This window comes from Streptomyces specialis (assembly GCF_001493375.1).
Taxonomy (GTDB): Bacteria; Actinomycetota; Actinomycetes; order Streptomycetales; family Streptomycetaceae; genus Streptomyces; species Streptomyces specialis.
Genome location: NZ_LN929894.1, coordinates 53,183 through 76,338, shown reverse-complemented (window position 1 = coordinate 76,338; position 23,156 = coordinate 53,183). Strand labels below are relative to the sequence as shown.

Below are 23,156 nucleotides of genomic sequence, written 5' to 3'. Positions count from 1 at the left end.
GTTCCTGATGCCGGGCGGGCGCCACGTCGCCGCCGTCAACGGCGTCTCCTTCGACCTGGCGGCCGGGGAATGCCTGGCCCTGGTCGGGGAGAGCGGCTGCGGCAAGTCCGTGCTGGCCGCCGCGCTGCTCGGGCTGCTGCCGGGCAACGCGCGGACCCGGGGCGCCGCGTGGCTCGGACCGGCCGGGGACCGCCTGGACGTGCTCACCGCCGGGGAGGCCACCCTGGCCCGCACCGTGCGCGGGCGCCGCGTCGGGCTGATCCCGCAGAGCCCCGCCGCCCACCTGACCCCGGTCCGTACCGTGCGCGCGCAACTGGAGGAAACCGTCCGCGAACTGCGCGGCACCGGACGGGCCGCACTGCGGGCCGCCGCCGAAGCCGCCGCCGCGCGGGCCGCGTTCCCCACCGACCACCTCGACCGTTACCCGCACCAGCTCTCCGGCGGCCTCGCCCAGCGCGCCGCCACCGCACTCGCCCTCGTCGCCGACGCGCCGCTGCTCATCGCCGACGAACCGACCACCGGCCTCGACCGGGACCTCGTGGACCGCACCGTCGGCGAGTTGCGCCGGCACGCGGACAACGGCCACGGCCTGCTCGTCATCACCCACGACCTGGCCGCCGCCGAACGCGTCGCCGACCGGATCGCCGTCATGTACGCGGGCCGCATCGTCGAACTGACCGACGCGGCGCCGTTCTTCGGCTCCCCCGGCCCCCGGCACCCCTATGCGCGCGGTCTGCTCGCGGCGCTGCCCGAACGCGACTTCGCGCCCATCCCCGGGCTCCCGCCCGAACTGGACGCCCTCCCCGACGGCTGCGCCTTCGCCCCCCGCTGCGACCGCGCGACCGACCGCTGCGCCGTACTGCCCGACCTCACCGGCGGCGTCGCCTGCCACCACGCCCCGAAGGCCGCCCATGCTTGAACTCAGCCACATCACCGCCGGATACACCCCCCGCGCCCCCGTCGTCCGCGACCTCTCGCTCACCGTCGCGGACGGCGAGGCGCTCGGGCTGCTGGGCCCCAGCGGCTGCGGCAAGTCCACGCTCGCCCGGGTCGCCGCCCTGCTGCACCGCCCCTACGCCGGCACCGTCGTCCTGGCGGGCGAGCCCGTGCGCGGTTTCCGCTTCCGGGCGCCCCGGGCGCGCCGCACCCTCGTCGGTGTCGTCTTCCAGCAGCCGCGTCTCGCCGCCGACCCCCGGCTCACCCTGCGCGCCCTGATCGCCGACCCCGCCCGCGCCACCGGGCGGTTCACCGAACTGGCCGATCGCGCCGACGCCTTGGCCGACGCCGTCGGCCTCGGTGGCGACCTGCTCCGCCGCCGCCCCCCCGAGGTCAGCGACGGCCAACTCCAGCGCGCCTGCCTGGCCCGCGCCCTGCTGCTCCGCCCCCGGCTGCTGATCTGCGACGAGATGACCGCGATGCTGGACGCCTCCACCACCGCCGCCCTCGTCGCCGTCGTCGAGGACTACCGACGCGAACACGACGCCGCCCTGCTGGCCGTCGGCCACGACCGGGTCCTGCTGAACCGCTGGTGCGACAGCGTCCGGGAGTTCCCCACCACACCGTGACGGCGCGCGGGGACCGGTCGGCGGGGGTGGCCGGTCGCGTTCTAGTGTCGTCCCCGTGACCGGACTCCCCCCGCACCTGGCCGTGACGGCGGACGCCTACGACGCCGTCGCCGTTCTCTACGCCGAGCTCTTCCACGACGCGCTCGACCGGCTTCCCCTGGACCGCGCGGTGCTCGCCGCCTTCGCCGACCTCGCGCGCGCGGCCGGTGCCGGGCCGGTCGCCGAGTTGGGCTGCGGCCCCGGGTATGTGACGGCGCACCTGCGGGACTTGGGGCTGGACGTCTTCGGCGTCGACCTGTCGCCGGTGATGATCGGCCTGGCCCGCGCGGCCCACCCGGACCTGCGGTTCGAGACCGGCTCGATGGACGCCCTGGACCTGGCCGACGGCACGCTGGGCGGCATCGTGTCCTGGTACTCGGTCATCCATGTCCCGCCGCCGGAACTCCCGCTGTACCTCGCCGAGTTCCGCCGGGTCATGGCCGCCGGCGGCACGCTCCTGCTGGCCTTCTTCGAGGCCGAGGGCGGGCCGGTGACCCCGTTCGACCACAAGGTGGTGACGGCCTACCGCTGGCCGATCGACGACCTCGCCGCACTGGCCCACGAGGCCGGCTTCACCGAGATCGGCCGGATGCTGCGCGAACCCGAAAAGGACGAACGATTCCGCCGGGGCCACCTGCTCCTGCGCGCCCGCTAGCCGGTCGTCCGGGGGGCTGCGAAGGGGATCAGAGGGGAAAGGAGGAGCGCCCACTCCTTTCCACTCTCAACGTATAGCGCACCGGGGGGCTTGCGGCAAGGCCCGGGTCGTGCCGCAGAATCACTGGCCGAGGCCAGAAGCTGCGGAAATGGGAGATTCACGAAGTGTGTACGTTGTTGTCGGTTCATGGTTCGCGGGGCGCGGTCGCGCCGGTGGCGGGAACGGCCCCGGATCGGAGCCGTCGATCATGAACTCCCGGAAGATCACCAGTGCGTTCGACCTCCCCGACCGCCTCTCCGCCAAGGCCGATCCGGCGCTGATCGCGGACGACGAGCGGCACTTCGCGGCCATCGCGGAGACCCTCGACCAGACGATCGCCGAACTGTCCGACCGCCTCGACGCCGAACGCAAGGCGCCCGGCGGCGTCGGGCGGGGAGCGATGGACCGGGACGCGGAGATCCACCGGCTGTCCGGCCGCCTGCGCGCCCTGCGCCGTTTCGGTCTCGACCTGTGCCTCGGGCACATGGTCGGCGCGGACGACCCCGAGCCCCTCTACATCGGACGGCTCGGCCTCACCGACAGCACCGGGCGCCGGCTGCTGATCGACTGGCGCTCCCCCGCGGCCGAGCCGTTCTTCGCGGCGACCCACGCCAACCCGATGGGTCTGGCCAGCCGCCGCCGGTACCGCTGGGCACGCGGCCGGATCAGTGACTACTGGGACGAGGTGTTCACCACCGACGGGCTGGAGGGGCACGCCGCGCTGGACGACCAGTCCGCGTTCATCGCGAGCCTGGGCGGCAACCGGTCGGACCGGATGCGGGACGTGCTCGCCACCATCCAGGCCGACCAGGACGCCATCATCCGGGCGGGATCGCGGGGCGCGCTCGTCGTGGACGGCGGCCCGGGCACCGGCAAGACCGTCGTCGCCCTGCACCGCTCCGCCTACCTCCTGTACTCCGACCCGCGCCTCGGCCACCGCCGGGGCGGCGTCCTGTTCGTCGGCCCGCACCAGCCCTATCTGGCCTACGTCGCGGACGTCCTCCCCAGCCTCGGGGAGGAGGGCGTGCAGACCTGCACCCTGCGGGATCTCGTCGCCGAGGGCGCCGACGCGGCGGTCGAGACCGACCCGGAGGTGGCCCGCCTGAAGTCGTCCGCCCGGATGGTGAAGGCGATCGAGACGGCCGTCAGGTTCTACGAGGAGCCGCCCGCCGAGGGGATGACGGTCACGACCGACTGGTCCGACATCTGGCTGAGCCCCGACGACTGGGCCGAGGCGTTCGAGGCGGTGGAACCGGGCACGCCGCACAACGAGGCGCGCGAGCAGATCTGGGAGGAATTGCTCACGATCCTGCGGGACAAGCTGGACGCCGACGTCCCGCCCGACCTGTTCCGAAGGGCGCTGAGGCTGGACCGGGAGCTGACCACGACCCTCAACCGCGCGTGGCCGCTGCTCGAAGCGGCCGACCTCGTCAGCGACTTGTGGTCGGTCCCCGCCTATCTGCGGATGTGCGCCCCCTGGCTCACCCCCGACGAGGTCCGGGCCCTGCGGCGCGCGGAGGGCCAGGCGTGGACGGTGTCCGACCTGCCGCTCCTGGACGCGGCCCGGCAGCGGCTCGGCGACCCGAGAACGGCGCTGCGCAAGCGCCGGCACAACGCCTCCCTCGCCGCCGAGCGCGAGCGCATGGCCGGCGTCATCGACAACCTGCTCCAGGCCGACGCCGACGGCGAGGGCGCGGTGACGATGCTGCGCGGTGAGGACCTGCGGGAGAGCCTGGTCGACGAGAGCGCGCTGCCCGCCATCGACCCGGAACCCCTGGCCGGCCCGTTCGCGCACGTCGTCGTGGACGAGGCCCAGGAACTGACCGACGCGGAGTGGCAGATGCTGCTGCTGCGCTGCCCGTCGCGGAGCTTCACCATCGTCGGCGACCGCGCCCAGGCCCGGCACGGGTTCACGGAGTCGTGGACGGAACGGCTCGAACGGGTCGGCCTCGACCGGGCCACCGTCGCCTCCCTGAGCATCAACTACCGCACGCCGGAAGAGGTCATGACGGAGGCCGAGCAGGTCATCCGGACGGTGCTCCCGGACGCCAACGTGCCGACCTCCGTCCGCAGCAGCGGCCTCCCCGTCGTGCACGGGTCCGTCACGGACCTGGACACGATCCTCGACACCTGGCTCACCACCCACGCCGACGGCATCGCCTGCGTCATCGGCGACCCCACCTTCCGCCCGACCCCCCGCGTCCGGTCACTGACCCCGGAACTGTCGAAGGGCCTGGAGTTCGACCTGGTCATCCTCATCGACCCGGAGAACTTCGGCGCAGGCACCGAAGGAGCGGTCGACCGCTACGTCGCGATGACCCGGGCAACCCAGCAACTGGTCATCCTCACCACGCCCTGACCCCACCGGGCCGCTCCGCGTTCTGGTCGGTCCGGGAGGTGGCGATGAGTTTTCGTGGTCCGGGGGGTCTCATCACTGTTGTCGACCACACCGGGAGGAACACGTGGCTCAGTTGGTGAGAGTCCAGAACTTCAGCGTTTCAAGCGACGGGATCGGTGCCGGTGAGGACCAGAGCCTTGAAAGGCCGTTCGGCCGGGCCGTCGACCCGGCCAGGCTGTTCGCGTGGGCCGGGGCCACGGCGAGCTGGCCCAACCGCACCGAGCCCGGAGGGAGCAGGGGCCTGGACGACTACTTCACGCGGGACTTCGCGCACGGCATCGGCGCCGAGATCATGGGCCGCAACAAGTTCGGGCCCCAGCGCGGGCCCTGGCACGACCACGAGTGGCGCGGCTGGTGGGGCGACGAACCGCCCTTCCACACGCCGGTGTTCGTCATGACCCACCACAAGCGGCCTTCGTTCACGCTCTCCGACACCACGTTCCACTTCGTCGACGGCGACCCGGCCACGGTCCTGGAGCAGGCGCGGGAGGCGGCGCGGGGCAAGGACGTCCGGCTGGGCGGCGGGGTCAGCACCATCCGGCAGTTCCTGGACGCCGACCTCGTGGACACCATGCATGTGGCGGTGTCCCCGGTGGAGTTGGGGTCCGGGCTGCGCCTGTGGGAGTCGCCCGAGGAACTGCTCGACCGGTTCCACCTGGAGGTCGTGCCCAGCCCGAGCGGCGTGACCCACCATCTGTTCTGGCGGAAGTGACCGACCGGCCCGTCCCCTGACCGCCGCGCCGACGGTCAGGGCGGCGCCGGGGGGCCGGCTCGTTCACCGGCCGTGTGCGGTCGCCGCGATGACGGGGAGGACGGCCATGGCCAGGACGCCGCCGGTGAGGGCGAGAACGGGGTAGCCGGCCGTGGAGACGACGACGCCGGAGGCGAGGCCGCCGGTGGCGCCGGCGAGGGCGATGGAGACGTCGACCATGCCCTGGGTCTTGGCACGCGTGGCGAGCGGTACGGCGTCGGTGATCATGGCGGTGCCGGAGACGAGCCCGAAGTTCCAGCCGATGCCGAGCAGGGCGAGGGCGAAGGCGAGGAGGGCGACGGAGTCGGCGGGGGCCGCTGCGGCGGTGATGCCCGCGGCGAGGAGGGTGAGGCCGGAGGCGGCGGCGATGACGGTGGGGCCGTGGTGGTCGACGAGCCGGCCGGTCAGCGGCGAGGGCAGGTACATGGCGCCGACGTGGATGGCGATGACCAGGCCGGAGGCGGTCGTGCCGTGGCCGTGGTCGTGCATGTGGACGGGGGTCATCGTCATCACGGCGACCATGACGAGCTGGGTGAGGATCATGGTCAGCGCGCCGGGCATCAGCCCCGGGCCGCGCGTGCGGACGGGGGCGGGCGCGGGGCCGTGCTCGGCGGGCGCCGTCCGTTGCCTCCGGTCGAGATCGCGGGCGAGCAGCAGGGGGTCGGGGCGCAGCCAGAGGGCCAGGATGAGGGCGGCCAGCGCGTAGGCGGCGCCGGCGAGGAGGAAGGGCCCGGCGAGCGTGGGGATGCCGAGGGCGTCGGCGAGGACGGCCCCGGCGGAGCGGGCCTGGAGGCTGGTGGCGGGCCCGGAGCCGGCGACGAACGGCGCGACGCGCAGGCGGAGGGGGCTGTCGGCGGATGCGGCGGGCATGACCTCCACCGGGCCCGCGCCGTCTCGGTGGCGACCAGAACGGTCGAGACGGCGCGGGCCCGGTGGGCGGGGGCGGCGAGGTCGGCCCCGGCGTAGCGGGCCTGGAGGTTGGTGGCGGTCCCGGAGCCGTAGACGAACAGCGCGATGAACAGCAGGAGGGCGCTGTCGGCGACCGCGGCGGCGATGACCCCGGCGCTGCCCACGGCCCCGGCGAGGTATCCGGCGGCCAGCCCGGGGCGGCGCCCCCGGGTCTGCGAGAGGCGGCCGACGGCGACCGCGGCGAGCGCGGAGCCGGCGGTGAACAGGGCGCTGGGCAGCCCGGCGAGGTCGGTGGAGCCGAGCATGTCCTGGGCGAGCAGCGCCCCGACGGTGATGCCCGCGGCGAGCCCGGCCCCGCTGAGGACCTGGGAGATGACCAGAACGGCCAGGACGCGGCGCTGGACGGCGGGCGGCGGCGATATGCCGGCGGTCGCGGCCGGCGCGGTGCTCGTCACGGGCGTCTTCCCCGGCGTGCCGCGGCCGGAGCCGGGGGGAGGAAACGGTCGGGAAGCGAGAGGCCGGTCACTCCGGGCCCCCCGCCACGACGGGCATCCGCGCGAGGCGCCACTCGAGCATGCCGTCGGTGAGGCGGATCGCGCGCCGTCCGCGGTCGGTGAGCAGACGGACCGCGTCGTGGGCGAAGACGCAGTACTCGCCGCGGCAGTACACGACGATCTCGGTGTCCTCGGGCAACTCGCCGATACGGTCGGCTAGTTCGTCGACGGGGATGGAGACGGCGCCGGGGATGTGCCCGGCGGTGTACTCCTCCGCCGGCCGCACGTCCAGCACCACCACGCCCCCGGCCTCGACGCGGGCGAGCAACTCCTCACGGGTGATCTCGGCGGCGGCGTCCCGGCCGAGGTAGGCGTCGCGGGCCACGGGCACGGCGGCCCGGTGCCGCTCCGCGACCTTGCGCAGCAGCGTGAACAGGTGGGCGACGTCGTCACCGGCGAGCCGGTAGTGGATCCGCACCCCCTCCCGGCGGGTCGCGACGAACCCGGTCTGCTTGAGCGTCTGCAGGTGCGCCGAGGCGGTGGTCAGGTTCAGCCCGGCCGCCTTGGCCAGGGCGTCGACGGTCCGCTCGCCCTGCGCGAGCAGATCGAGCAACTCCAGTCGCTTCCCGCTGGCCAGCGCCTTGCCACTGGCCGCGAACGCGTCGTACAGCCGTGCCTTGGCTTCGGCTTCCGGGTCCACCATGAGCATCCTCCATTAATCCATGGAATAGCGTAAAGGACACCGGGCGCGGTGACCAGCGACCACGACGAAAAGGCCGCGCGGGCGTTTCCGCGCGGCGCGGCCAGGTCCGATTCGCCGGTCCGGCGGGGGCGTCGAGGCTCAGGCGTCGTCGGAGGTGAAGCGGGCGCCGATCATCCGCAGGTGGGCGTCGAACGCCGCGGCCATGTCGAACTCCGGGTCGAAGAGCCACTGGTTCTGCAACCCGTCCATGACGGCCAGCAGCCCCGCGGCCACCTGCTCGGCGGGCGGGCCGGCGGGCAGGTTGCCCTTGGCCCGGGCCGCCTCCACCGCGGTGACCGCGATGCGCAGCACCCTGGCGTAGCGCTCGCGGAAGTAGTCGTGCGCGGGGTGGGCGGGGTCGGTGGCCTCGGCGGAGAGCACCGCGTACAGGCCCACGATGGAACGCTGGGTCTGGTTGGTGCGGACCAGCAGGCGCATGCCCTCGACGATGTCGCCGCGCCGGCCCCGTTCGATGAGGTCGGTGTTCGCGTCGCGCGCCTCCAGGACGGCGACGAGCAGCCCTTCCTTCGACCCGAAGTGGTGGACGATGTTGGCCGCGCTGACCCCGGCGCGCTCGGCGACGTCCCGCAACGAGCCGCCGCGGTAGCCGCGTTCGGCGAACACCTCGCGGGCGGCGTCGACGATGCACCGCTGGGCCTCCCGGCCGGCGGCGTACGGACCACGGGGCCCCCGCGAAGCGGCTGCGGCCATGTCGTTCCTCCGTCCCTGCGCCGGGGACCCCATCATAGGGAGCCGCCGCGCCGGCCCTTCCGGCCCCGTCGCGCGGACGGGCCGGGCGGGCCGGCGGGGGGCGGGGAACGTCAGATCGGCACTCCGCCCGAGCGGATCTCGTGGGTTCTCAGCACCCTGGGGATGGCGCAGGAGATGAGCAGGGAGGCGGCCACGATGGCGGCGGCCAGCAGGTAGGCGTCGCGGTAGCCCTCGTCGCTGTAGAACAGCGTGCCCTCGGCCACGACACCGGAGGCGGCCAGCACCACGAAGAACACCGCCGTGGTCACCGCGTTGACCACCCCGACGAGCAGAATCTGCGTGCCGTTGGCCATCCCCTGCTCCTCATGGCTCACCGTGCCCAGGATCAGCAACGGCACGCTGCCCGCGACGAGCCCGACGCCGACGCCGAACACGATCGCGGAGAAGGCGACCTCCCACTCGTTGCCATGGAGATACGCGTAGGAGACCAGGCCGAGCACGGTGACGGCCGAGCCGGCCAGCCACGGACGGCGGGGGTCCCACCGCGTGCTCATCCGGCCCACGAGGAAGCCGCCGAGGAACACCAGCACCTGGCCGGCCGCGATGACCAGGGCGGTCTTCGTACCGGTCCAGCCGAGGCCCGCCGAGACCCCCGGGATGGGCGGGGACAGGGTCAGCAGCGTCACGAGCAGCGCGATCGAGTAGACCGTCCCCTGGAGGAGCGCGGTCGCGGTGAGCACGGTGGCGACGCCGCGGCGCCGCGCCCACCGGATGTCGATCAACGGCTCGGGCCGGCGGCGTTCGACGAGGACGAACGCGACGGCGGCGACGGTCGTCAACGCGAACAGGCCCAGGACGCGGGCGCCGGTCCAGCCCCATTCCTCGCCCTGGCTGACGCCGCAGACCAGCGCGGCCGTGGCCAGCCCCAGCAGCACCGAACCCGGCAGGTCGAAGCGCGCCGTCGAGGCCCGGCGCGGCGTCTCCGGCAGCAGCAACAGCAGCCCGATGGCCACCACGGTCCCGAAGACGACGAACCACAGCGGGCCGCGGAAGCCGAAGTGGTCCAGGAGCTGCCCGGAGACCAGGGGGGCGAACAGGGTGACGAGGCCGACGCTGCTGCCGATGAGGCTGCTGGCCATCCCCACGTGCCGGGGCGGGAAGACGTCGCGTGCCGCGGAGTACACCAGGGCGCCGATCGGGCCGTAGAAGCCGGCCAGCGCCCGGCCCGCGATCACCAGGGAGAACGACGGGGCCAGGACCACCAGCAGGTCGCCGACCAGACCTATGGTGGCGCCCACGAGCATGACCCGCTTCTTGCCGTAGACATCCCCGAGCCGGGCCGCCACGGGGATCAGCAGGGTCGCGACCAGCGTGTAGGCGAGGGCGAACCAGGCCACCCGCGTCGTGGCGAACGCCTGGGTGATGCCCGCCGTCGTCATCCCGGTGGCCACGCCCGCCGCGGTGAGGAGCTGCGCGGGCCAGATCAGGGCCAGCAGGATCACGGCGAACCGGGCCGTGCCCACCGACCCGGCCGGTCGTGCCTCCGGCGTGCGCGGTGGAGCGGCGGCCGGGGCGGGGTCGGGAAGGGAGGAAGTGGTCATCGCTGACTCCAGTGTCAGGACGTCGCCGTCCGGTCCAGCCGAAGGCCAATGCTGAACGGCCGTTCGGGATTGGCTGGAGACGGTAGCCGCGCGGTCCCGGTGTGTCCAGAACCACATCCGAATCGGCTCATCACTCACCATGGGGACGCCGAAGCGCTGGACAACCGGCGCCGGACCGGTTACGTTCGGCGCCCTAATCTGAAACAGCCGTTCAGCATTGAGCCGCCTCGCCTGCCACCGGGAGACCGAACGTGCACCCCTACGAGGACCCCGCCCTGCCCGTGCCCGCGCGGGTGGGAGACCTGCTCCCCCGCATGACCCTGGAGGAGAAGGCCGGCCTGCTCTTCCACAGCCTGGCCGCGGTCGGCCCCGGCGGCGGGCTCGTCGGGCCCGGCCAGGGGGCCGGACTGCCGGTCGAGCGGATCGCCGAACAGATCACCGACCAGCGGATCTCCCACTTCAACGTGGTCGGCGAAGCCACGCCGCGCGACATCGCGGTCTGGCACAACACCCTTCAGGAACTGGCCCGCGAGACGCGGCTGGGCATCCCGGTCACCCTCTCCTCCGACCCCCGGCACGGCTTCGTCGACAACCCGGCCACCAGCGCCGCCGCCGGGCGGTTCTCCCAGTGGCCCGAGCCGCTCGGGCTGGCCGCCGCCCGCGACGTGGACCTCGTCCGCGCGCACGCCGATGTCGTGCGGCGCGAGTTCACCTCGGTGGGCATCCGGGTGCTGCTGGGCCCGATGGCCGACCTGGCCAGCGACCCCCGCTGGGCCCGCGCGGCCGGAACGTTCGGCGCCGACGCCGAGTTGGCCGGCAGACTCACCGTCGCCTACCTGGAAGGGCTCGGAGGGCTCAGGCCCGGCCCGACGTCGGTCGCGGCGATGGTCAAGCACTTCCCCGGCGCGGGGCCGCAGAAGGACGGCGAGGACGCCCACTTCCCCTACGGCCGGGAACAGGTCTACCCGGGCGGCCGGTTCGACCTGCACCTCGAACCGTTCGCCCGGGCGATAGCCGCCGGAGCCACGCAGATCATGCCCTACTACGGCATGCCGGTCGGCCTCGACGACGTCGAGGAGGTCGGCTTCGGCTTCAACCACGACATCATCACCGGGCTGCTGCGCGGCAAGCTCGGCTTCGACGGCATCGTCTGCACCGACTGGGGACTGGTCACCGACGGCACCATCCTGGGCAGCCCCATGCCGGCCCGGGCCTGGGGCGTCGAGCACCTGGACCGGCTCGCCCGGGTCGAGCGCATCCTGAACGCCGGCTGCGACCAGCTCGGCGGCGAGTACGCGCCCGAACTCGTCGTGGAACTCGTCCGCGCCGGCCGGATCACCGAGGAGCGCCTCGACGACTCCGTCCGCCGGATCCTGGCCGAGAAGTTCCGGCTCGGCCTGTTCGAACGGCGCACGGTCGATGTCGACGCCGTCGACGACCTGGTCGGCTCACCGGCGGCGGTCGCCGCCGGCGTGGACGCCCAGCGGCGCTCGCTCGTCGTCCTCACCAACGGCCCCGGCCCGCGCGCCGACGGGCCCGTCGTCCCGCTCCGGAACGGCTGCCGGCTCTACGTCGAGGGCGTCGACACCGAGGTCGCCGCCGCCTACGCCGACGTGACCGGGGACCCGGACGACGCCGACGTCGCCCTGCTGCGCGTCGGCGCGCCCTTCGAGCCGCGCACCGAGGGCTTCGAAACGTTCTTCCACGCCGGGTCCCTGGAGTTCCCCGGCGAGGAGCGGGACCGGATCCTGCGCCTCGCGGAGCGCCTGCTCGTCGTCCTGGTCGTGTTCCTGGACCGCCCGGCCATCGTCAGCCCCTTCACCGACCGGGTCGCCGCCCTCGTCGGGGACTTCGGCGCCGGGGACCGCGCCGTGCTCGACGTCCTCTTCGGCCGCGCCCCGGCCGGTGGCCGGTTGCCGTTCGAGCTGCCCGCGTCCATGGACGACGTCCGCCGCCAGCGGGAGGACGTCCCCTTCGACGCCCGGAACCCGGCGTTCCCCCATGCCGCCGGGCTGCGGCTGCCCGCCCTTCCCTGACAAAGGAGCCGTCCGACATGCCCCTCCACCCCCTGCTCACCGAGAACCTGCACCTCCTGGACGGGGTGCGCTCGTTCGCGGACGCCGAACACGACCCGGAGATCCTCGGCCGGGTCCTGGCCTACCACCGCGCGACCTCCGTCGTCGAGCCGCCCGCCGTCCCGAGCCGGATGGAGTACGCGCCGGGCCCGCACGGGCCGGTGCCGGTGCGCGTGTACGAACCCGAGGAGCACGGCACCGGGCGGCCGTGTCTCGTCTGGCTGCACGGCGGCGGCTTCGTCGCGGGCGACCTCGACATCGCGGAGGCCGACTGGGTCGCCCGTGAGATCGTCACCCGGGCGGGCGCCGTGGTGGTCAGCGTCGACTACCGGCTGGCCGTCGGAGAGGTCAGCTACCCGGTGCCGCTCGACGATGTCGTGGCGGCCGTGCGCTGGGCGCGGGACCGGGCCGCCGGGCTGGGCACCGATCCGGCGGCGACCGCCCTGGGCGGGGCCAGCGCGGGAGCGAACCTCGCGGCCGGGGCCGCGCTGCGGCTGCGCGACGAGGACGCCTGGCTGCCGGCGCGTCTGGTGGTGGCCTACCCGCTGCTCCACGCCGACCTCCCTCCGGCCTCGCCGGCGTTGATCCGACTGATGACACAGGCGCCACCCATCGCGCGTTTCACCCCGGAGGACATCGAGGGGTGCGTCGTCAACTACCTCGGCGGCCCGCCGAGCGGCGCGGACGGCTACGCGATGCCGGGGCACGCGGCCCTGGCCGGTCTCTGCCCGACCCTGGTCCTCAACGCCGAGTACGACGACCTCCGCCCCTCCGGCGAATCCTTCACCGCCGCCCTGGCCCTGGCCGGTGTCGACGTGCGGCAGCTCACCGTTCCCGGAGTCCTGCACGGCTTCCTCCACCACGGCGCGGGCCTGCCCCCCGTCGACGCGGCGCTCGACGTGATCGCCACCGTCGTCGGCGACGCCCGGAGCGGACCGGCCGCGAAGCGGTGACCCGGGTGCGGCGGCGCAGTGGTGCGGCGGGGCGGGGGTGCGGGGGTGCCCCCCGCCGGCCCCGGGGGGCGCGGGCGCGCCCGCCGGTGGGACCGTGCGGTGGGAGCGGGGGCTGATCAGGCCCGGCGGCCCTTGCCCTCCTCCTCGATGTCGGCCTCGATGCGCTCCTTGCGCGCCTTGCCCTTGACGGTCTGCTGCTCCGTGCGCTCCTCCGTGGTCAGGCGGACCCGTTCCACGGGCTCGGCCCTGGTCTCCACGACCGGGCGCTCGGCGTGCAGGGTCAGTTCGTGCTCGGCCTCGGAGATCTCGGGTCCGGCCTCGGCCGGGCCCCGGTTGGCCTCGGTGACGGGCTCGCGCACGACACGTGCCTCTTCGTGGCGGAGCGGGATGGTCTGCTGCTCCTCCTCGGTGACCACGTACTTGTGCAGCCTGGCGCGGCCGGAGGCGCGGCGCTCGGTGCCCACGCGCAGGTGCTCCTCGGAGCGCGTCATGGCGTCGTCGGTGTTCCGGGCCGCCGGAGCGGGACCGGGGGCCGGCCTGCCGGCACGCTGCCCGGACGCGCTCCGGTCGATGCCGTAGTAGTCGTACAGGCGGTGCTCGCCCTGCTCGGAGAGGTGGCCGGTGGAATCGACGTCCACCTGCGGCGCGTCCTTGATCTTGTCCTTGGGGTAGGGAACCTCCAGGTGGTCCCCGACCACGGTCGCGTCCCGGATGGGCACGAGCGTGTCGCCGCCGCCGAACATGGCGGTCTTCACGCCGACCCATTCGGGCCTTCCGGTCACGTCGTCGATGAAGACGTGCTCGGCCTTGCCGATCTTGCTGCCACCCGCGCCGTGGACGGGATGGTTCATCACGGTGGGTATCTGCTCCCTGGTGATCATGGTGCTGTCTCCTTGTCCTGTGGTCCTGCCTTGCGGGCTCGCGGTGCGGGTAACCAGTCCCCCAGGAAGACGAAACAGCACAAAACCGGAAATCTCGCCCCACCACCGGCCGGACCGGCGCGGGCAGCCCGGCTACTCGGTGCCGGGGCCGTCGAGGAAGCGCAGCAGCACGGCGGCCTCGGCGCGCAGCCGCGCGGCCCGGCCGGCGTGCGCGGGCGCGGTCAGCCGCGCCGCGACCTCCAGCCGCTCGGCGGCCTCGGCGCGCACGATGTCCTCCACCCCGCGCTCACTCACCTCGCGCCGCGCCACTTCGGTGGCACCGACACCGACCGGCGCGTGCTCAAGGGCCACGCCGCGAAGCCCGGCCTCGTCCACGGGCACCGCCTCGGCGTTGTCCAGCGCGGCGAGTGTCGCGCGCAGGGCGCTCACCGCGGCCTTGTCACCGGCGCGCATCGCCTCCGGCAGTGCTTGACGCATACGAAGACGCAAAGACATGCCGCCGACCCTACGGCGGCGCCCTCGCCCCCCACAACGGGCTGCGCGCGGGCCACCGGACGGGGGTCCCGTACCGGCGGGCCGTCCCGGTGAGGGCGGAGAATGAGTGGCATGGCCATGGTGAAGGACATCGATGTCCGCGATACGCGGCACTGCGAGACGACGGCGCTGGGTGTGCTGCTGCGGCACGAGGGACTCGACCTGTCCGAGCCCATGCTGTTCGGGCTCGGCTCCGGACTGTCCTTCATCTACTGGGACAGCAAGAACATGGGCTTCCCCTTCCTCGGAGGCCGGGTCAAGCCGTTCGAGCTCACCAGGAACCTGGCCGCCGCGCTCGGGCTCGAACTGCGGGTCGAGGAGACCACCTCCCCGCGCAAGGCATGGCAGAACGTGGCGGCGCCCCTCGACGCCGGCCGGCCGGTCGGCCTCCAGCTCGACAGCTACCACCTGGACTACTTCGGCACCAAGGCGCACTTCGGCGGACACGTCGTGGCCATGTACGGCTACGACGACCAGCACGCCTACCTCGTGGACACCGCCCCGCAGGGCGGAGCCGTCACGACCAGCCTCGCCGCCCTGGCCAGGGCCAGGGCCGAGCGCGGCCCCATGACCGCCAGGCACCGCTCCTTCACCCTCACGGCGCCCAGCGGCCCGCCGTCACCACGGGACCGGATCATCCCCGCGATCAAGGCGTGCGCCGACGCCTTCCTGAACCCGCCCATCGTGAACCTGGGCCACCGGGGCATCGAGAAGACCGCCCAGCAGGTGCCGAAGTGGCTGCGACGCGCCGCCGATCCGCGGGAGGACCTGCCACGGGCCGCCGCCCTCATGGAGAAGGCCGGCACCGGCGGCGCCCTGTTCCGCAACCTCTACCGGGACTTCCTCGCCGAGTCCGCCCGACTGATCGACAGCGGCCACCTGCGCACCGGCCACCGCCTGTACGCCGAGGCCGCCGTCCTCTGGACCCAGGTGGCCGAACTCATCACGACAGCGGGCGAAACCGGCGACCCGGAACCCCTCACGCGGGCCGGCTCCCTCCTCCACGACCTGCACCGCGTCGAACACGACGCGATGCGGGCGCTCAGCATGCTCTGAGGGCCCGTGCTCCGCGTCGCAGCAGCGGTCGCGGCGCTCTCGGCACGAGGAAGGGCCGCGAGCGGCCCGTGCCGCGGCGGGCGGCCGGGACACACCGGCCGCCCGCCCGGCGGTGGTCAGCCCGAGACGCTCGGGCGGCCGTTCTCGATGTGGCCCATCAGACGGCGGCGGAACGAGCCGGATCCGGTGGCGGTCACCTCCAGGTCGTACCAGCCGTGGGCGTCGGCGGTGTGGTGGGTGAACGTCGCGCTGCCGCCCGGGCGGACCTCGATCTCCCGCGGGCGGCCGGTGTAGGCCAGTGGGCGGACGGTGAAGGTGAGGGTGCCGGTCCTGCCGGTGTTGACCAGGGCGAGGCGGATCTCGCGGGTGCGCCCGTCCACGCGGGAGGTGACCTCGGCGCGGTCGGCGGCGGTACCGGCGAACTCACGGCGGAAGCCGTTGGGGCCGGTGACGGGGAAGCGGTAGGCACCGCCGCGCACCGGCACCTCCCACGTGCCGGTGCGGCGTACGTCCCGGTGCTGGGGGACGGCGAACTCGCCGGCGTAGGGGTAGAGCGCGAAGTGCACGCTGGAGCTGCCCGCGTTGGCGAGCGAGAGCCGGAGCGTGTCGCCGTCCAGGCGGCCGTGGGCGTCGGGCTGGTACGGCAGCGGGCGCGCCGGGCGCGTGCCGGGCTCCTGCGCCGGCATCTCCTGCTCGGCCGGCGGCTCGGGACGCCAGCGGCCGGTGAAGGGCGGGACGGGCCCCGGCTGTTCCACCTCGGGGGCGCGGCGGGCGCGGTGGAAGTCGAAGGCGGAGGTGAGGTCGCCGACGGCCTGGCGCCGCCAGTCGGTGATGTTCGGCTCCGCGATGCCCAGCCAGCGCTCCATGAAGCGCACGACGGAGGTGTGGTCGAAGACCTCGGAGCAGACGTAACCGCCCACCGACCACGGCGAGATGACCAGCATCGGGACGCGGATTCCGAGGCCGACCGGCCGGCCTTCCCAGATCTCGTCCGCGCCGCCGGGGCCGTCGGGGGCCGGGACGGGCGGCGGAACGTGGTCGAAGAAGCCGTCGTTCTCGTCGTAGGTGAGGAAGAAGGCGGTGCGCCGCCAGACGTCGGGGTGGGAGGCCAGGGCGTCGAGGAGGTCGTAGACCAGGTGAGCGCTGGCGATCGGCGAAGAGGCGCCCGGATGCTCGGAGTCGACGGCCGAGGGCACGATCCACGACACCTCGGGCAGCCGTCCGGCGGCGACGTCCGCGCGGAAGTCGGCGGCCAGGCGGCCGGTTTCGCCACGGCGCAGGGCCCGTTCGAAGAGGCTGCGCTCCGCGTCGGTGAGGGGGGCGACGCCCTCGTCGAGGAGGCCGAGCAGTCGCTGCCGCTCGGCCGGGTCCGCGTCGCGCACCCGGGCGTAGAACGCCTCCATGTAGGTGAAGTCCCCGGCGCGGGCGAGGGCCTTGCGGGCCACGGCCTTGAAGGACGCGAAGAATTCGAGGTTGTTGTCGGTGAAGTTCTCCCACTCCTGGAACGTCTTCCAACTGCGGCCCGCACGCTCCAGGCGCTCGGCGTAGGTGGTCCACGGGTAGCCGGGGTGAGTGCCCTCGGCGTAGGCGTCGTTGGTGACGGCGCGCCGGCCGTCGGCCTCGAAGCCGGTCCAGCCGCTGACCAGGTGGTTGCGGTTGGGGCTGGTGGAGGTGTGGACGGAGGAGTGGTAGGCGTCGCAGACAGTGAAGGTGTCCGCCAGTTCGTAGTGCAGCGGCAGGTCCCGGCGGTCGTAGTAGGCCATGGTCGCGGGGGACTTGGCGGCCACCCAGTTGTCCATCCAGCCGTCGCGCCAGGCCGCGGCGCCGCCGTTCCAACTGTGGTCGAGGTCGCCGATGTACTGCAGGTCCCGGCGCTGCGCCTCGGCCGCCTCCCGGACCGGGAAGGGCAGCACGGTGCGGCCGATGGCCGGCTGCTCGAACACCGGGCGGCCGGTGGGCAGTTCGATGGCGTTGCGGTCGCCGAAGCCGCGGACCCCGCGCAGGGTTCCGAAGTAGTTGTCGAACGACCGGTTCTCCTGCACGAGGATCACGACATGCCGGATGGCGTCCAGGCCGCCGGCCGGCGGCTCGGAGGCCAGGGCCGTCTGGAGCGACGGGGGAAGCAGCGATCCCGCGACGGCCGCGGCGGCGGCGCCGCCGATCAGTCCTCTTCGGGAAATGTCCGGGGTCATGTGAGTCTCCTGTGTGCCTGAATGGTGCGGACCAGGAAGCTAGTCCCGGAACGAGACCCGCCGGGGTGCCGCTCACGAACGATCAGTGAACGTTGCTCCGCGGCGGCCGGCGCCGGCCGCCGCCGCGAGTCCCGGGTCCGTCCCGACGCGGCCCACGAACGCCGTACCCGTCCTCGCCTACCCCTCCGCGTTCACACTTCCCGTCGTGTCGTGCCGCACGGCAAGCCGCACGAGGCCGGCCCGGTCCCGCTCGTCCAGGGCATCGACGAGCGCCACGTGCAACGCGTAGCGATCATCGAGGTGCTGTCCGAGCGAGATCCCGGCGCGTGGCCGCACTCCGGGCGCGTGCCGTTCGACGAGCCGGAGCAGGCTCTCGTAGAGCGAGCCGAGCAGCGCGTTCGGGGTGATGCCGGCGACTCTTCCGTGCAGGTGCCGGCCGGCTCGCGCGAACGCGTCGGCGTCGCCGTCCCGCGCGGCCTCCCTCATGCGCGCCAGGACGTCGCGAAGGTTCTCCACGTCGGCCGGGGAGCCGTGCCGCAACGCGTCCTGCCACAGCAGGGGTTCCAGCGCGCTGCGGATCCGCAGCGCGTCGTTCACGTCCGCCTGGCCACCGTCCAGCGCCAGGACCGTCTGCGCGAGTCTCGCCATGGGGCTCTGCTCGGCGGCGAACAGCCCACCCCGCGGCCCGCGGTGCACCGTGACGACGCCCCGGGTCAGCAGCAGCCGGAGCGACTCGTTGAACGTGCCGACCGACACCCCGCAGTGGGCCCGGAGTTCGTCCTTGGTGCCCAGGCGGGTGCCCGGCTCGACACCGGCCGCGAGGCGGGCCACCACGTCGGCCGCCTCCTCCGCCCGTGAGCCGCCTCCTGTCCGCCCCCACTCCGCGCGCCGCAACGCGGGGGGATCGGCGTTCCTGTCGCCGGCCATGTCCCGCGTCGCGCGCCACGCGTCCTCGCCCCACACCGCCACGGTCCCTCCGCCTCCCCGCCACACGTCCCGGATTCATCATGATGAATAGCTTCGCACCTCTTGACAGCCCGGAAAACCCCGGTGCAGCATCCCCATAATCATCATGACGAATGGAGATCCTGTGGCCCCGGTCCTTGGCGAGCAGGCGTTCCGCGATCTCATGGCCGGAGTCTGCGCCCCGGTCACGATCGTCACGGCCACGGCGGAGCACCTGCCGTTCGGCGCGACGGTCAGCTCCTTCGCGTCACTGTCGCTGCGCCCTCCGATGATCACCGTGGCCCTCGACCGCGGTTCGGCGGTTCTGTCCCGCATCACCGCGACCCGGCGCTTCGGGGTCAACGTCCTCGGCCGGGGACAGGACGATCTCGCCGTGCTCTTCGCGCGGCGCGGAGCCGACCGGTTCACGGGAACCGACTGGCACTTCGATCACGGTCTGCCCCGCCTCGGCGCCGCCCCCGGATGGCTGGTGTGCGACGTGGCCGACGTCGTGGAGGGCGGCGACCACCTGCTGCTCCTCGGCACGGTGGCCCATGGCCGGGCCACCCTCGCCCCACCGCTCGTCTACGGGTTCCGCACGTTCGGAACGCACTCGGCCTACGCGCGCCGCCCGTCCCGGACCATCGGCGACCAGGTGGCCGCCTGCGCACGCTGACCCGGCCTCTCACCCACCCCAGGATCGCCGCCCGACGGCCGAACAGAAGGAACGCACCACGATGACGACCCATGACGAGCTCGTCGCTCGTGCCGAGGCCCTGCAGCCGCTGCTGCGCGAGCACGCGGCGACCACGGAGAACGAGCGCCGGGTGCCGGACACGGTGATCGACGCGATCGCCGAAGCCGGACTGTTCAAGCTCGCCACCCCGCGACGGTACGGCGGTCACCAGACGTCCATGCGCACGATGCTCGACGTGTCGTCCGCGCTGGCGGAGGGCGACGGCTCCACCTCCTGGGTGGTCACCCTGGTCAACGTGTGCAACTGGCTCACGAGTCTCTTCCCCTCCACCGCGCAGGACGATGTGTTCGGCGCCAACCCCGAGGCCCGCGTGACCGGCGTGCTCTCCCCGACGTCCACGGCCACGAAGGCCGAGGGAGGCTGGCGGGTTTCGGGGCGCTGGTACTACAACTCCGGGTCGCCGCACTCCGACTGGGCCGTGCTCGGCGTGCCCCTCACCGACGCCGGGGGCGATGTCGTCGACCAGGGGCTGGTCCTCGTCCCTCGTGCGGACCTGTCCCTTGAGGAGACCTGGTTCGTGGCGGGCATGAAGGGCACCGCCAGCAACTGCCTGATCGCCGAGGACGTCTTCGTTCCCGGGCACCGCGTCATGTCCGTGCCGGCCGCCATCGAGGGCACGTACCCCACCGAGCACAAGGACGAGACCATGGCCCGCTCGGCGCTCGTCCCGGTGCTCGCCCTGGTGCTGGCGGGACCACAACTCGGTCTGGGTCGCGCCGCGTTGAAGTACGTCACCGAAAAGGCCAACCGCAAGCCGATCTCGTACACCTTCTACGCGACCCAGGCCGAGTCCGTCGCCGTGCAGATGCAGATCGCCGAGGCGGCGATGAAGCTCGACACCGCCCGGCTGCACGCCGAGCGCGCCGCCGCGGACATCGATGGGGCCGCCCGCGACGGCGTCTACCCCGACTTCACCCGGCGGGCCCGTGTCCGCGCCGACACCGGCTGGGTCATCAAGAACACCCTCGAGGCGATCGACACCCTCGTCACCGTGCACGGCGCGGCGTCGTTCGCCGAGGTCAATCCGCTCCAGCGGATCTGGCGCGACGCCAACACCGCGGGCCGCCACGCGGTCGCCGCGCCGAGCGTCGCCTTCGAGGTCTACGGCAAGGCCCTGCTCGGAGTCGACGAGAGGATCACCCCGCTCGTCTGACCCGCCCGGCCATCGCGGCGCCCCCGCGCCCGCGCGGACAGCCCCCGTCCCCGTACCGACATCCCCCAGAGAGAAGGAACTCCGTGCCCACACCGACAACGGCGGCCGTCGCGCGCGCCGGACAGGACACGTTCCACTGGGAACGCGTCCTGCTCGACGACCCGCGCCCCGACGAGATCCTGGTGCGGCTCGTCGCCACCGGCCTGTGCCACACGGATCTCTCCGTTCTCGCCGGCCGCCTGCCCACCCCACTGCCCGCCGTGCTCGGCCACGAAGGAGCCGGCGTCGTCGAGTCCGTCGGTCGCGACGTCGTCGGGCTCTCCCCTGGTGACAAGGTCGTCCTCACCTTCAACTCCTGTGGTCAGTGCGCCCATTGCCGCACCGGAGCACCGACCCGGTGCGGCACGTACTTTCCCCGCAACTTCGGTGCCGGCCGCGGGGACGGCTCCACCCCCATCGCCACCGAGGGCGGGGAGCCGCTCGGCGGTCTCTTCTTCGGCCAGTCGTCCCTGGGACGGCACGCGCTCGTGTCCGCGCAGTGCGCGGTACGTGTCGACGCCGCCGACGACGACGAGCTGGCCCTGCTGGCGCCGGTCGGCTGCGGGATCCAGACCGGTGTCGGCGCCGTCCTGAACGTGCTGCGGCCCCGCCCCGGGGACTCGGTGGCGGTGTTCGGCGCCGGGGCCGTCGGGCTGTCCGCCGTGATGGCCGCGCGGCTGAGCGGCGCCGGGGACATCGTCGTCGCCGATGTCGTCCCCTCGCGTCTCGCCCTGGCGACCGAGCTGGGCGCGACCCACACCATCGACACCCGCGGCGAGAATCTGGGCGAACGCCTCTCCGGGATATCCGGGGGTGCCGGGGTCACGTACGTGGTCGAGACGACCGGAGTGCCTGCCCTCCTGGAGCTGGCCGCGACCGCGATCACGACGTACGGAACCGTCGCGGTGATCGGCGCGCCGGCAGCGGGCAGCCGCGCCTCCTTCGACATCAACTCGCTCATCGACGGGCGCACGATCCGTGGCGTCGCCGAGGGCAGCAGCGACCGCGTCACCTTCATCCCGGCGCTGGTCCGCCTCGCGCGCCAAGGGCGGCTCCCGTACGAGAGGTTCGTGCGGTTCTACGCACCGCACGAACTCGACCGGGCCGTGGCCGACGCCCGTTCCGGCCGCACCGTCAAGCCCGTGATCCGCTTCGGCGGCGCACAGGACACCCAGAACCCGCGGCAGGACGCGCACTCATGAGCCCTATGCACGCACGCAATCTCATCGGCGGCCGGTGGGTCGACGGCCACGCGATCGGCGAGTCGCACGACCCCGCGACCGGTCAGGTCATCGGCACCTTCGCCGACGCGGGCGCGGTGACCGCCCGAGCGGCGATCGATGCGGCACGCCACGCCTTCGCGACCACCGACTGGGCGCGCGACCGAGAGCTGAGGGCACGCGCGCTGCACGAGATGGCGGACCGGATGCAGCGACGCCGCGACGAGCTCGTGGCGCTGCTCTCCCGGGAGAACGGCAAGAAGCCGGCCGACGCCGCCATGGAGGTGGACTCCACCATCCCCAAGCTGCGCTACAACGCCGCCCTCGCCCTCACGGACACGGGCCGGGCGGCCGAACTCCGCCCCGGCTCCTATTCGATGACGCTGCATCAGCCCTTGGGGGTCGCGGCGGTGATCGTGCCGTGGAACTCCCCGGTGATCCTGGCCGTGCGCTCCTTCGCTCCCGCGCTCGCGGCGGGCTGCACCGTGGCCATGAAGATGCCGGCCCAGACCGCGCTCACCAACGGGCTTCTCTACGAGATCATCGCGGAGACACCGTCGCTGCCGCCCGGCGTACTGAACGCCTTCACCGAGTCGGGCAACGAGGGCGCTCCGCTCCTGGTGTCCGACCCCGGCACGGACGTGATCAGCTACACCGGTTCCACCGCCGTCGGGCGGCGGATCATGGCCGACGCCGCCCGCCACCTCAAGCCCTGCTCGCTGGAGCTGGGCGGGAAGTCGCCGATGATCGTCTTCGACGACGCCGACCTCGACGCGGCGGTACCGGTCCTCACGGCGGCGGTCACCACGTTCGCCGGGCAGTTCTGCATGGCCGGCAGCCGCGTCCTCGCCCAGGAGGGCATCGCGGACCGGCTCAGGGAACGGATGACGTCCGCGCTGCACGGCGTGGTCGTCGGCCCGGGGGACGATCCGAAGACAGGCATGGGACCGGTCATCGACCGGGAACAGGCCCTGCGCATCGACGCGTTGGTCGCCGACGCCCAGTCGTACGGCACGGTCCTCGTATGCGGTGGACTGGTCAATCCGGATGGCGGGGACGCCCTTCTGCGCCCCAGTCTCGTCGAAGTCGCGGACGTGACGGCGCCGCTGGTCCAGCATGAGGTCTTCGGCCCCGTCGCCACCTTCGAGGTGTTCGCCGACGAGGCCGAGGCCGTTGCCCGCGCCAACGCGACCGAATACGGCCTGGCGGCGTCGGTCTGGACGCGCGACGTGGACCGTCCGCTGCGAGTCGCCCGCGAGATCGACGCGGGAACCGTGTGGATCAACGGGTGGGGCGTCATCCGGGACCAGATGGAAGAGGGCGGCTTCAAGCAGAGCGGCGTCGGACGCCTCAACGGGCCCCACGCGCTGGCGGAGTTCCAGGAGATCAAGCACCTGGTACACGATGTGACCTGACCCGACACCCCCCCCCGACCGGACGGCCCGGA

General features: G+C 73.3%; 19 protein-coding genes and 1 pseudogene. 12 read left to right on the top strand and 8 right to left on the bottom strand.

Going from position 1 to position 23,156, the window contains the following annotated elements; translation table 11 throughout:
- The first annotated feature begins 7 nt into the window (after positions 1–7).
- The 5 genes from BN2279_RS12405 to BN2279_RS12385 all read left to right on the top strand — a co-directional run bounded on the left by BN2279_RS12405 (position 8) and on the right by BN2279_RS12385 (position 5,408).
- Positions 8–919: an ABC transporter ATP-binding protein gene (locus tag BN2279_RS12405; RefSeq protein ID WP_079032164.1), complete on the top strand. Its 912-nt coding sequence runs from the start codon at positions 8–10 to the stop codon at positions 917–919.
- Complete coding sequence (locus BN2279_RS12400; RefSeq protein ID WP_059008882.1) at positions 912–1,565, top strand: ABC transporter ATP-binding protein; 654 nt, start codon at positions 912–914, stop codon at positions 1,563–1,565. The genes BN2279_RS12405 and BN2279_RS12400 overlap by 8 nt, the downstream gene beginning before the upstream one ends.
- A gap of 55 nt (positions 1,566–1,620) precedes the next feature.
- Positions 1,621–2,259, top strand: coding sequence for a class I SAM-dependent methyltransferase (locus tag BN2279_RS12395; protein ID WP_059008880.1), 639 nt, complete (start codon positions 1,621–1,623; stop codon positions 2,257–2,259).
- Between the two features lie 247 nt (positions 2,260–2,506).
- Positions 2,507–4,657 (top strand): RNA polymerase recycling motor ATPase HelR, encoded by a 2,151-nt coding sequence (helR, locus tag BN2279_RS12390; RefSeq protein ID WP_059008878.1) that lies wholly within the window; start codon positions 2,507–2,509, stop codon positions 4,655–4,657.
- Between the two features lie 103 nt (positions 4,658–4,760).
- Positions 4,761–5,408 (top strand): dihydrofolate reductase family protein, encoded by a 648-nt coding sequence (locus BN2279_RS12385; protein ID WP_059008876.1) that lies wholly within the window; start codon positions 4,761–4,763, stop codon positions 5,406–5,408.
- A 63-nt stretch (positions 5,409–5,471) separates the two neighbouring features.
- On the opposite strand, the pseudogene BN2279_RS27645 reads toward BN2279_RS12385, so the two are convergent.
- The 4 genes and pseudogenes from BN2279_RS27645 to BN2279_RS12360 form a co-directional block, all read right to left on the bottom strand.
- Positions 5,472–6,811: pseudogene (locus tag BN2279_RS27645) on the bottom strand (MFS transporter).
- 67 nt (positions 6,812–6,878) lie between these two features.
- Positions 6,879–7,553 carry an ArsR/SmtB family transcription factor gene (locus BN2279_RS12370; RefSeq protein ID WP_059008871.1) on the bottom strand — a complete coding sequence of 225 codons (675 nt, stop codon included), beginning with the start codon at positions 7,551–7,553 and terminating at the stop codon, positions 6,879–6,881.
- Between the two features lie 138 nt (positions 7,554–7,691).
- On the bottom strand, positions 7,692–8,303 hold the full coding sequence (locus tag BN2279_RS31190) for a TetR/AcrR family transcriptional regulator (RefSeq protein ID WP_059008869.1): 612 nt from the start codon (positions 8,301–8,303) through the stop codon (positions 7,692–7,694).
- 110 nt (positions 8,304–8,413) lie between these two features.
- Positions 8,414–9,904, bottom strand: a complete 1,491-nt coding sequence (locus BN2279_RS12360) for an MFS transporter (RefSeq protein ID WP_159037205.1) — start codon at positions 9,902–9,904, stop codon at positions 8,414–8,416.
- Positions 9,905–10,155: 251 nt separating this feature from the next.
- Here BN2279_RS12360 and BN2279_RS12355 point away from each other — a divergent pair, with 251 nt between their 5' ends.
- Positions 10,156–11,940, top strand: a complete 1,785-nt coding sequence (locus BN2279_RS12355) for a glycoside hydrolase family 3 protein (RefSeq protein WP_059008865.1) — start codon at positions 10,156–10,158, stop codon at positions 11,938–11,940.
- A 17-nt stretch (positions 11,941–11,957) separates the two neighbouring features.
- Complete coding sequence (locus BN2279_RS12350; RefSeq protein ID WP_059008863.1) at positions 11,958–12,932, top strand: alpha/beta hydrolase; 975 nt, start codon at positions 11,958–11,960, stop codon at positions 12,930–12,932.
- A 116-nt stretch (positions 12,933–13,048) separates the two neighbouring features.
- Here BN2279_RS12350 and BN2279_RS12345 read toward each other — a convergent pair whose 3' ends face one another.
- Both BN2279_RS12345 and BN2279_RS12340 read right to left on the bottom strand, forming a co-directional pair.
- Positions 13,049–13,813 carry a PRC and DUF2382 domain-containing protein gene (locus BN2279_RS12345; protein ID WP_059008861.1) on the bottom strand — a complete coding sequence of 255 codons (765 nt, stop codon included), beginning with the start codon at positions 13,811–13,813 and terminating at the stop codon, positions 13,049–13,051.
- Positions 13,814–13,945: 132 nt separating this feature from the next.
- Entirely contained in the window at positions 13,946–14,266 is a 321-nt protein-coding gene (locus BN2279_RS12340) for a hypothetical protein (RefSeq protein WP_059008858.1), read from the bottom strand.
- 153 nt (positions 14,267–14,419) lie between these two features.
- Here BN2279_RS12340 and BN2279_RS12335 point away from each other — a divergent pair, with 153 nt between their 5' ends.
- Positions 14,420–15,403 (top strand): BtrH N-terminal domain-containing protein, encoded by a 984-nt coding sequence (locus tag BN2279_RS12335; protein WP_059008857.1) that lies wholly within the window; start codon positions 14,420–14,422, stop codon positions 15,401–15,403.
- 116 nt (positions 15,404–15,519) lie between these two features.
- Here the strand turns inward: BN2279_RS12335 and BN2279_RS12330 are convergent, their stop codons facing one another.
- Positions 15,520–17,595: a phosphocholine-specific phospholipase C gene (locus BN2279_RS12330; RefSeq protein ID WP_059008855.1), complete on the bottom strand. Its 2,076-nt coding sequence runs from the start codon at positions 17,593–17,595 to the stop codon at positions 15,520–15,522.
- Positions 17,596–17,772: 177 nt separating this feature from the next.
- Positions 17,773–18,564 (bottom strand): FadR/GntR family transcriptional regulator, encoded by a 792-nt coding sequence (locus BN2279_RS12325; protein WP_234347801.1) that lies wholly within the window; start codon positions 18,562–18,564, stop codon positions 17,773–17,775.
- Between the two features lie 121 nt (positions 18,565–18,685).
- Between BN2279_RS12325 and BN2279_RS12320 the strand changes: the two genes are divergently transcribed.
- The 4 genes from BN2279_RS12320 (at position 18,686) to BN2279_RS12305 (ending at position 23,124) form a co-directional block, all read left to right on the top strand.
- Positions 18,686–19,216 carry a flavin reductase family protein gene (locus tag BN2279_RS12320; RefSeq protein WP_234347799.1) on the top strand — a complete coding sequence of 177 codons (531 nt, stop codon included), beginning with the start codon at positions 18,686–18,688 and terminating at the stop codon, positions 19,214–19,216.
- 61 nt (positions 19,217–19,277) lie between these two features.
- Positions 19,278–20,450 (top strand): acyl-CoA dehydrogenase family protein, encoded by a 1,173-nt coding sequence (locus tag BN2279_RS12315; RefSeq protein ID WP_059008852.1) that lies wholly within the window; start codon positions 19,278–19,280, stop codon positions 20,448–20,450.
- A gap of 83 nt (positions 20,451–20,533) precedes the next feature.
- Complete coding sequence (locus tag BN2279_RS12310) at positions 20,534–21,691, top strand: NAD(P)-dependent alcohol dehydrogenase (RefSeq protein ID WP_059008850.1); 1,158 nt, start codon at positions 20,534–20,536, stop codon at positions 21,689–21,691.
- Positions 21,692–21,696: 5 nt separating this feature from the next.
- A complete protein-coding gene (locus BN2279_RS12305) occupies positions 21,697–23,124 on the top strand; it encodes an aldehyde dehydrogenase family protein (RefSeq protein WP_234347797.1) in 1,428 nt (475 codons plus the stop codon).
- Positions 23,125–23,156: the final 32 nt, after the last annotated feature.

Bases quoted from the DNA above. Each gene is read 5' to 3' on its own strand.
- BN2279_RS12405 (WP_079032164.1), top strand. From the start codon at position 8: ATGCCGGGCGGGCGCCACGTCGCCGCCGTCAACGGCGTCTCCTTCGAC.
- BN2279_RS12400 (WP_059008882.1), top strand. From the start codon at position 912: ATGCTTGAACTCAGCCACATCACCGCCGGATACACCCCCCGCGCCCCC.
- helR (WP_059008878.1), top strand. From the start codon at position 2,507: ATGAACTCCCGGAAGATCACCAGTGCGTTCGACCTCCCCGACCGCCTC.
- BN2279_RS12370 (WP_059008871.1), bottom strand. From the start codon at position 7,553: ATGGTGGACCCGGAAGCCGAAGCCAAGGCACGGCTGTACGACGCGTTC.
- BN2279_RS31190 (WP_059008869.1), bottom strand. From the start codon at position 8,303: ATGGCCGCAGCCGCTTCGCGGGGGCCCCGTGGTCCGTACGCCGCCGGC.
- BN2279_RS12360 (WP_159037205.1), bottom strand. From the start codon at position 9,904: ATGACCACTTCCTCCCTTCCCGACCCCGCCCCGGCCGCCGCTCCACCG.
- BN2279_RS12350 (WP_059008863.1), top strand. From the start codon at position 11,958: ATGCCCCTCCACCCCCTGCTCACCGAGAACCTGCACCTCCTGGACGGG.
- BN2279_RS12345 (WP_059008861.1), bottom strand. From the start codon at position 13,813: ATGATCACCAGGGAGCAGATACCCACCGTGATGAACCATCCCGTCCAC.
- BN2279_RS12340 (WP_059008858.1), bottom strand. From the start codon at position 14,266: ATGCGCGCCGGTGACAAGGCCGCGGTGAGCGCCCTGCGCGCGACACTC.
- BN2279_RS12335 (WP_059008857.1), top strand. From the start codon at position 14,420: ATGGCCATGGTGAAGGACATCGATGTCCGCGATACGCGGCACTGCGAG.
- BN2279_RS12330 (WP_059008855.1), bottom strand. From the start codon at position 17,595: ATGACCCCGGACATTTCCCGAAGAGGACTGATCGGCGGCGCCGCCGCC.
- BN2279_RS12315 (WP_059008852.1), top strand. From the start codon at position 19,278: ATGACGACCCATGACGAGCTCGTCGCTCGTGCCGAGGCCCTGCAGCCG.
- BN2279_RS12305 (WP_234347797.1), top strand. From the start codon at position 21,697: ATGCACGCACGCAATCTCATCGGCGGCCGGTGGGTCGACGGCCACGCG.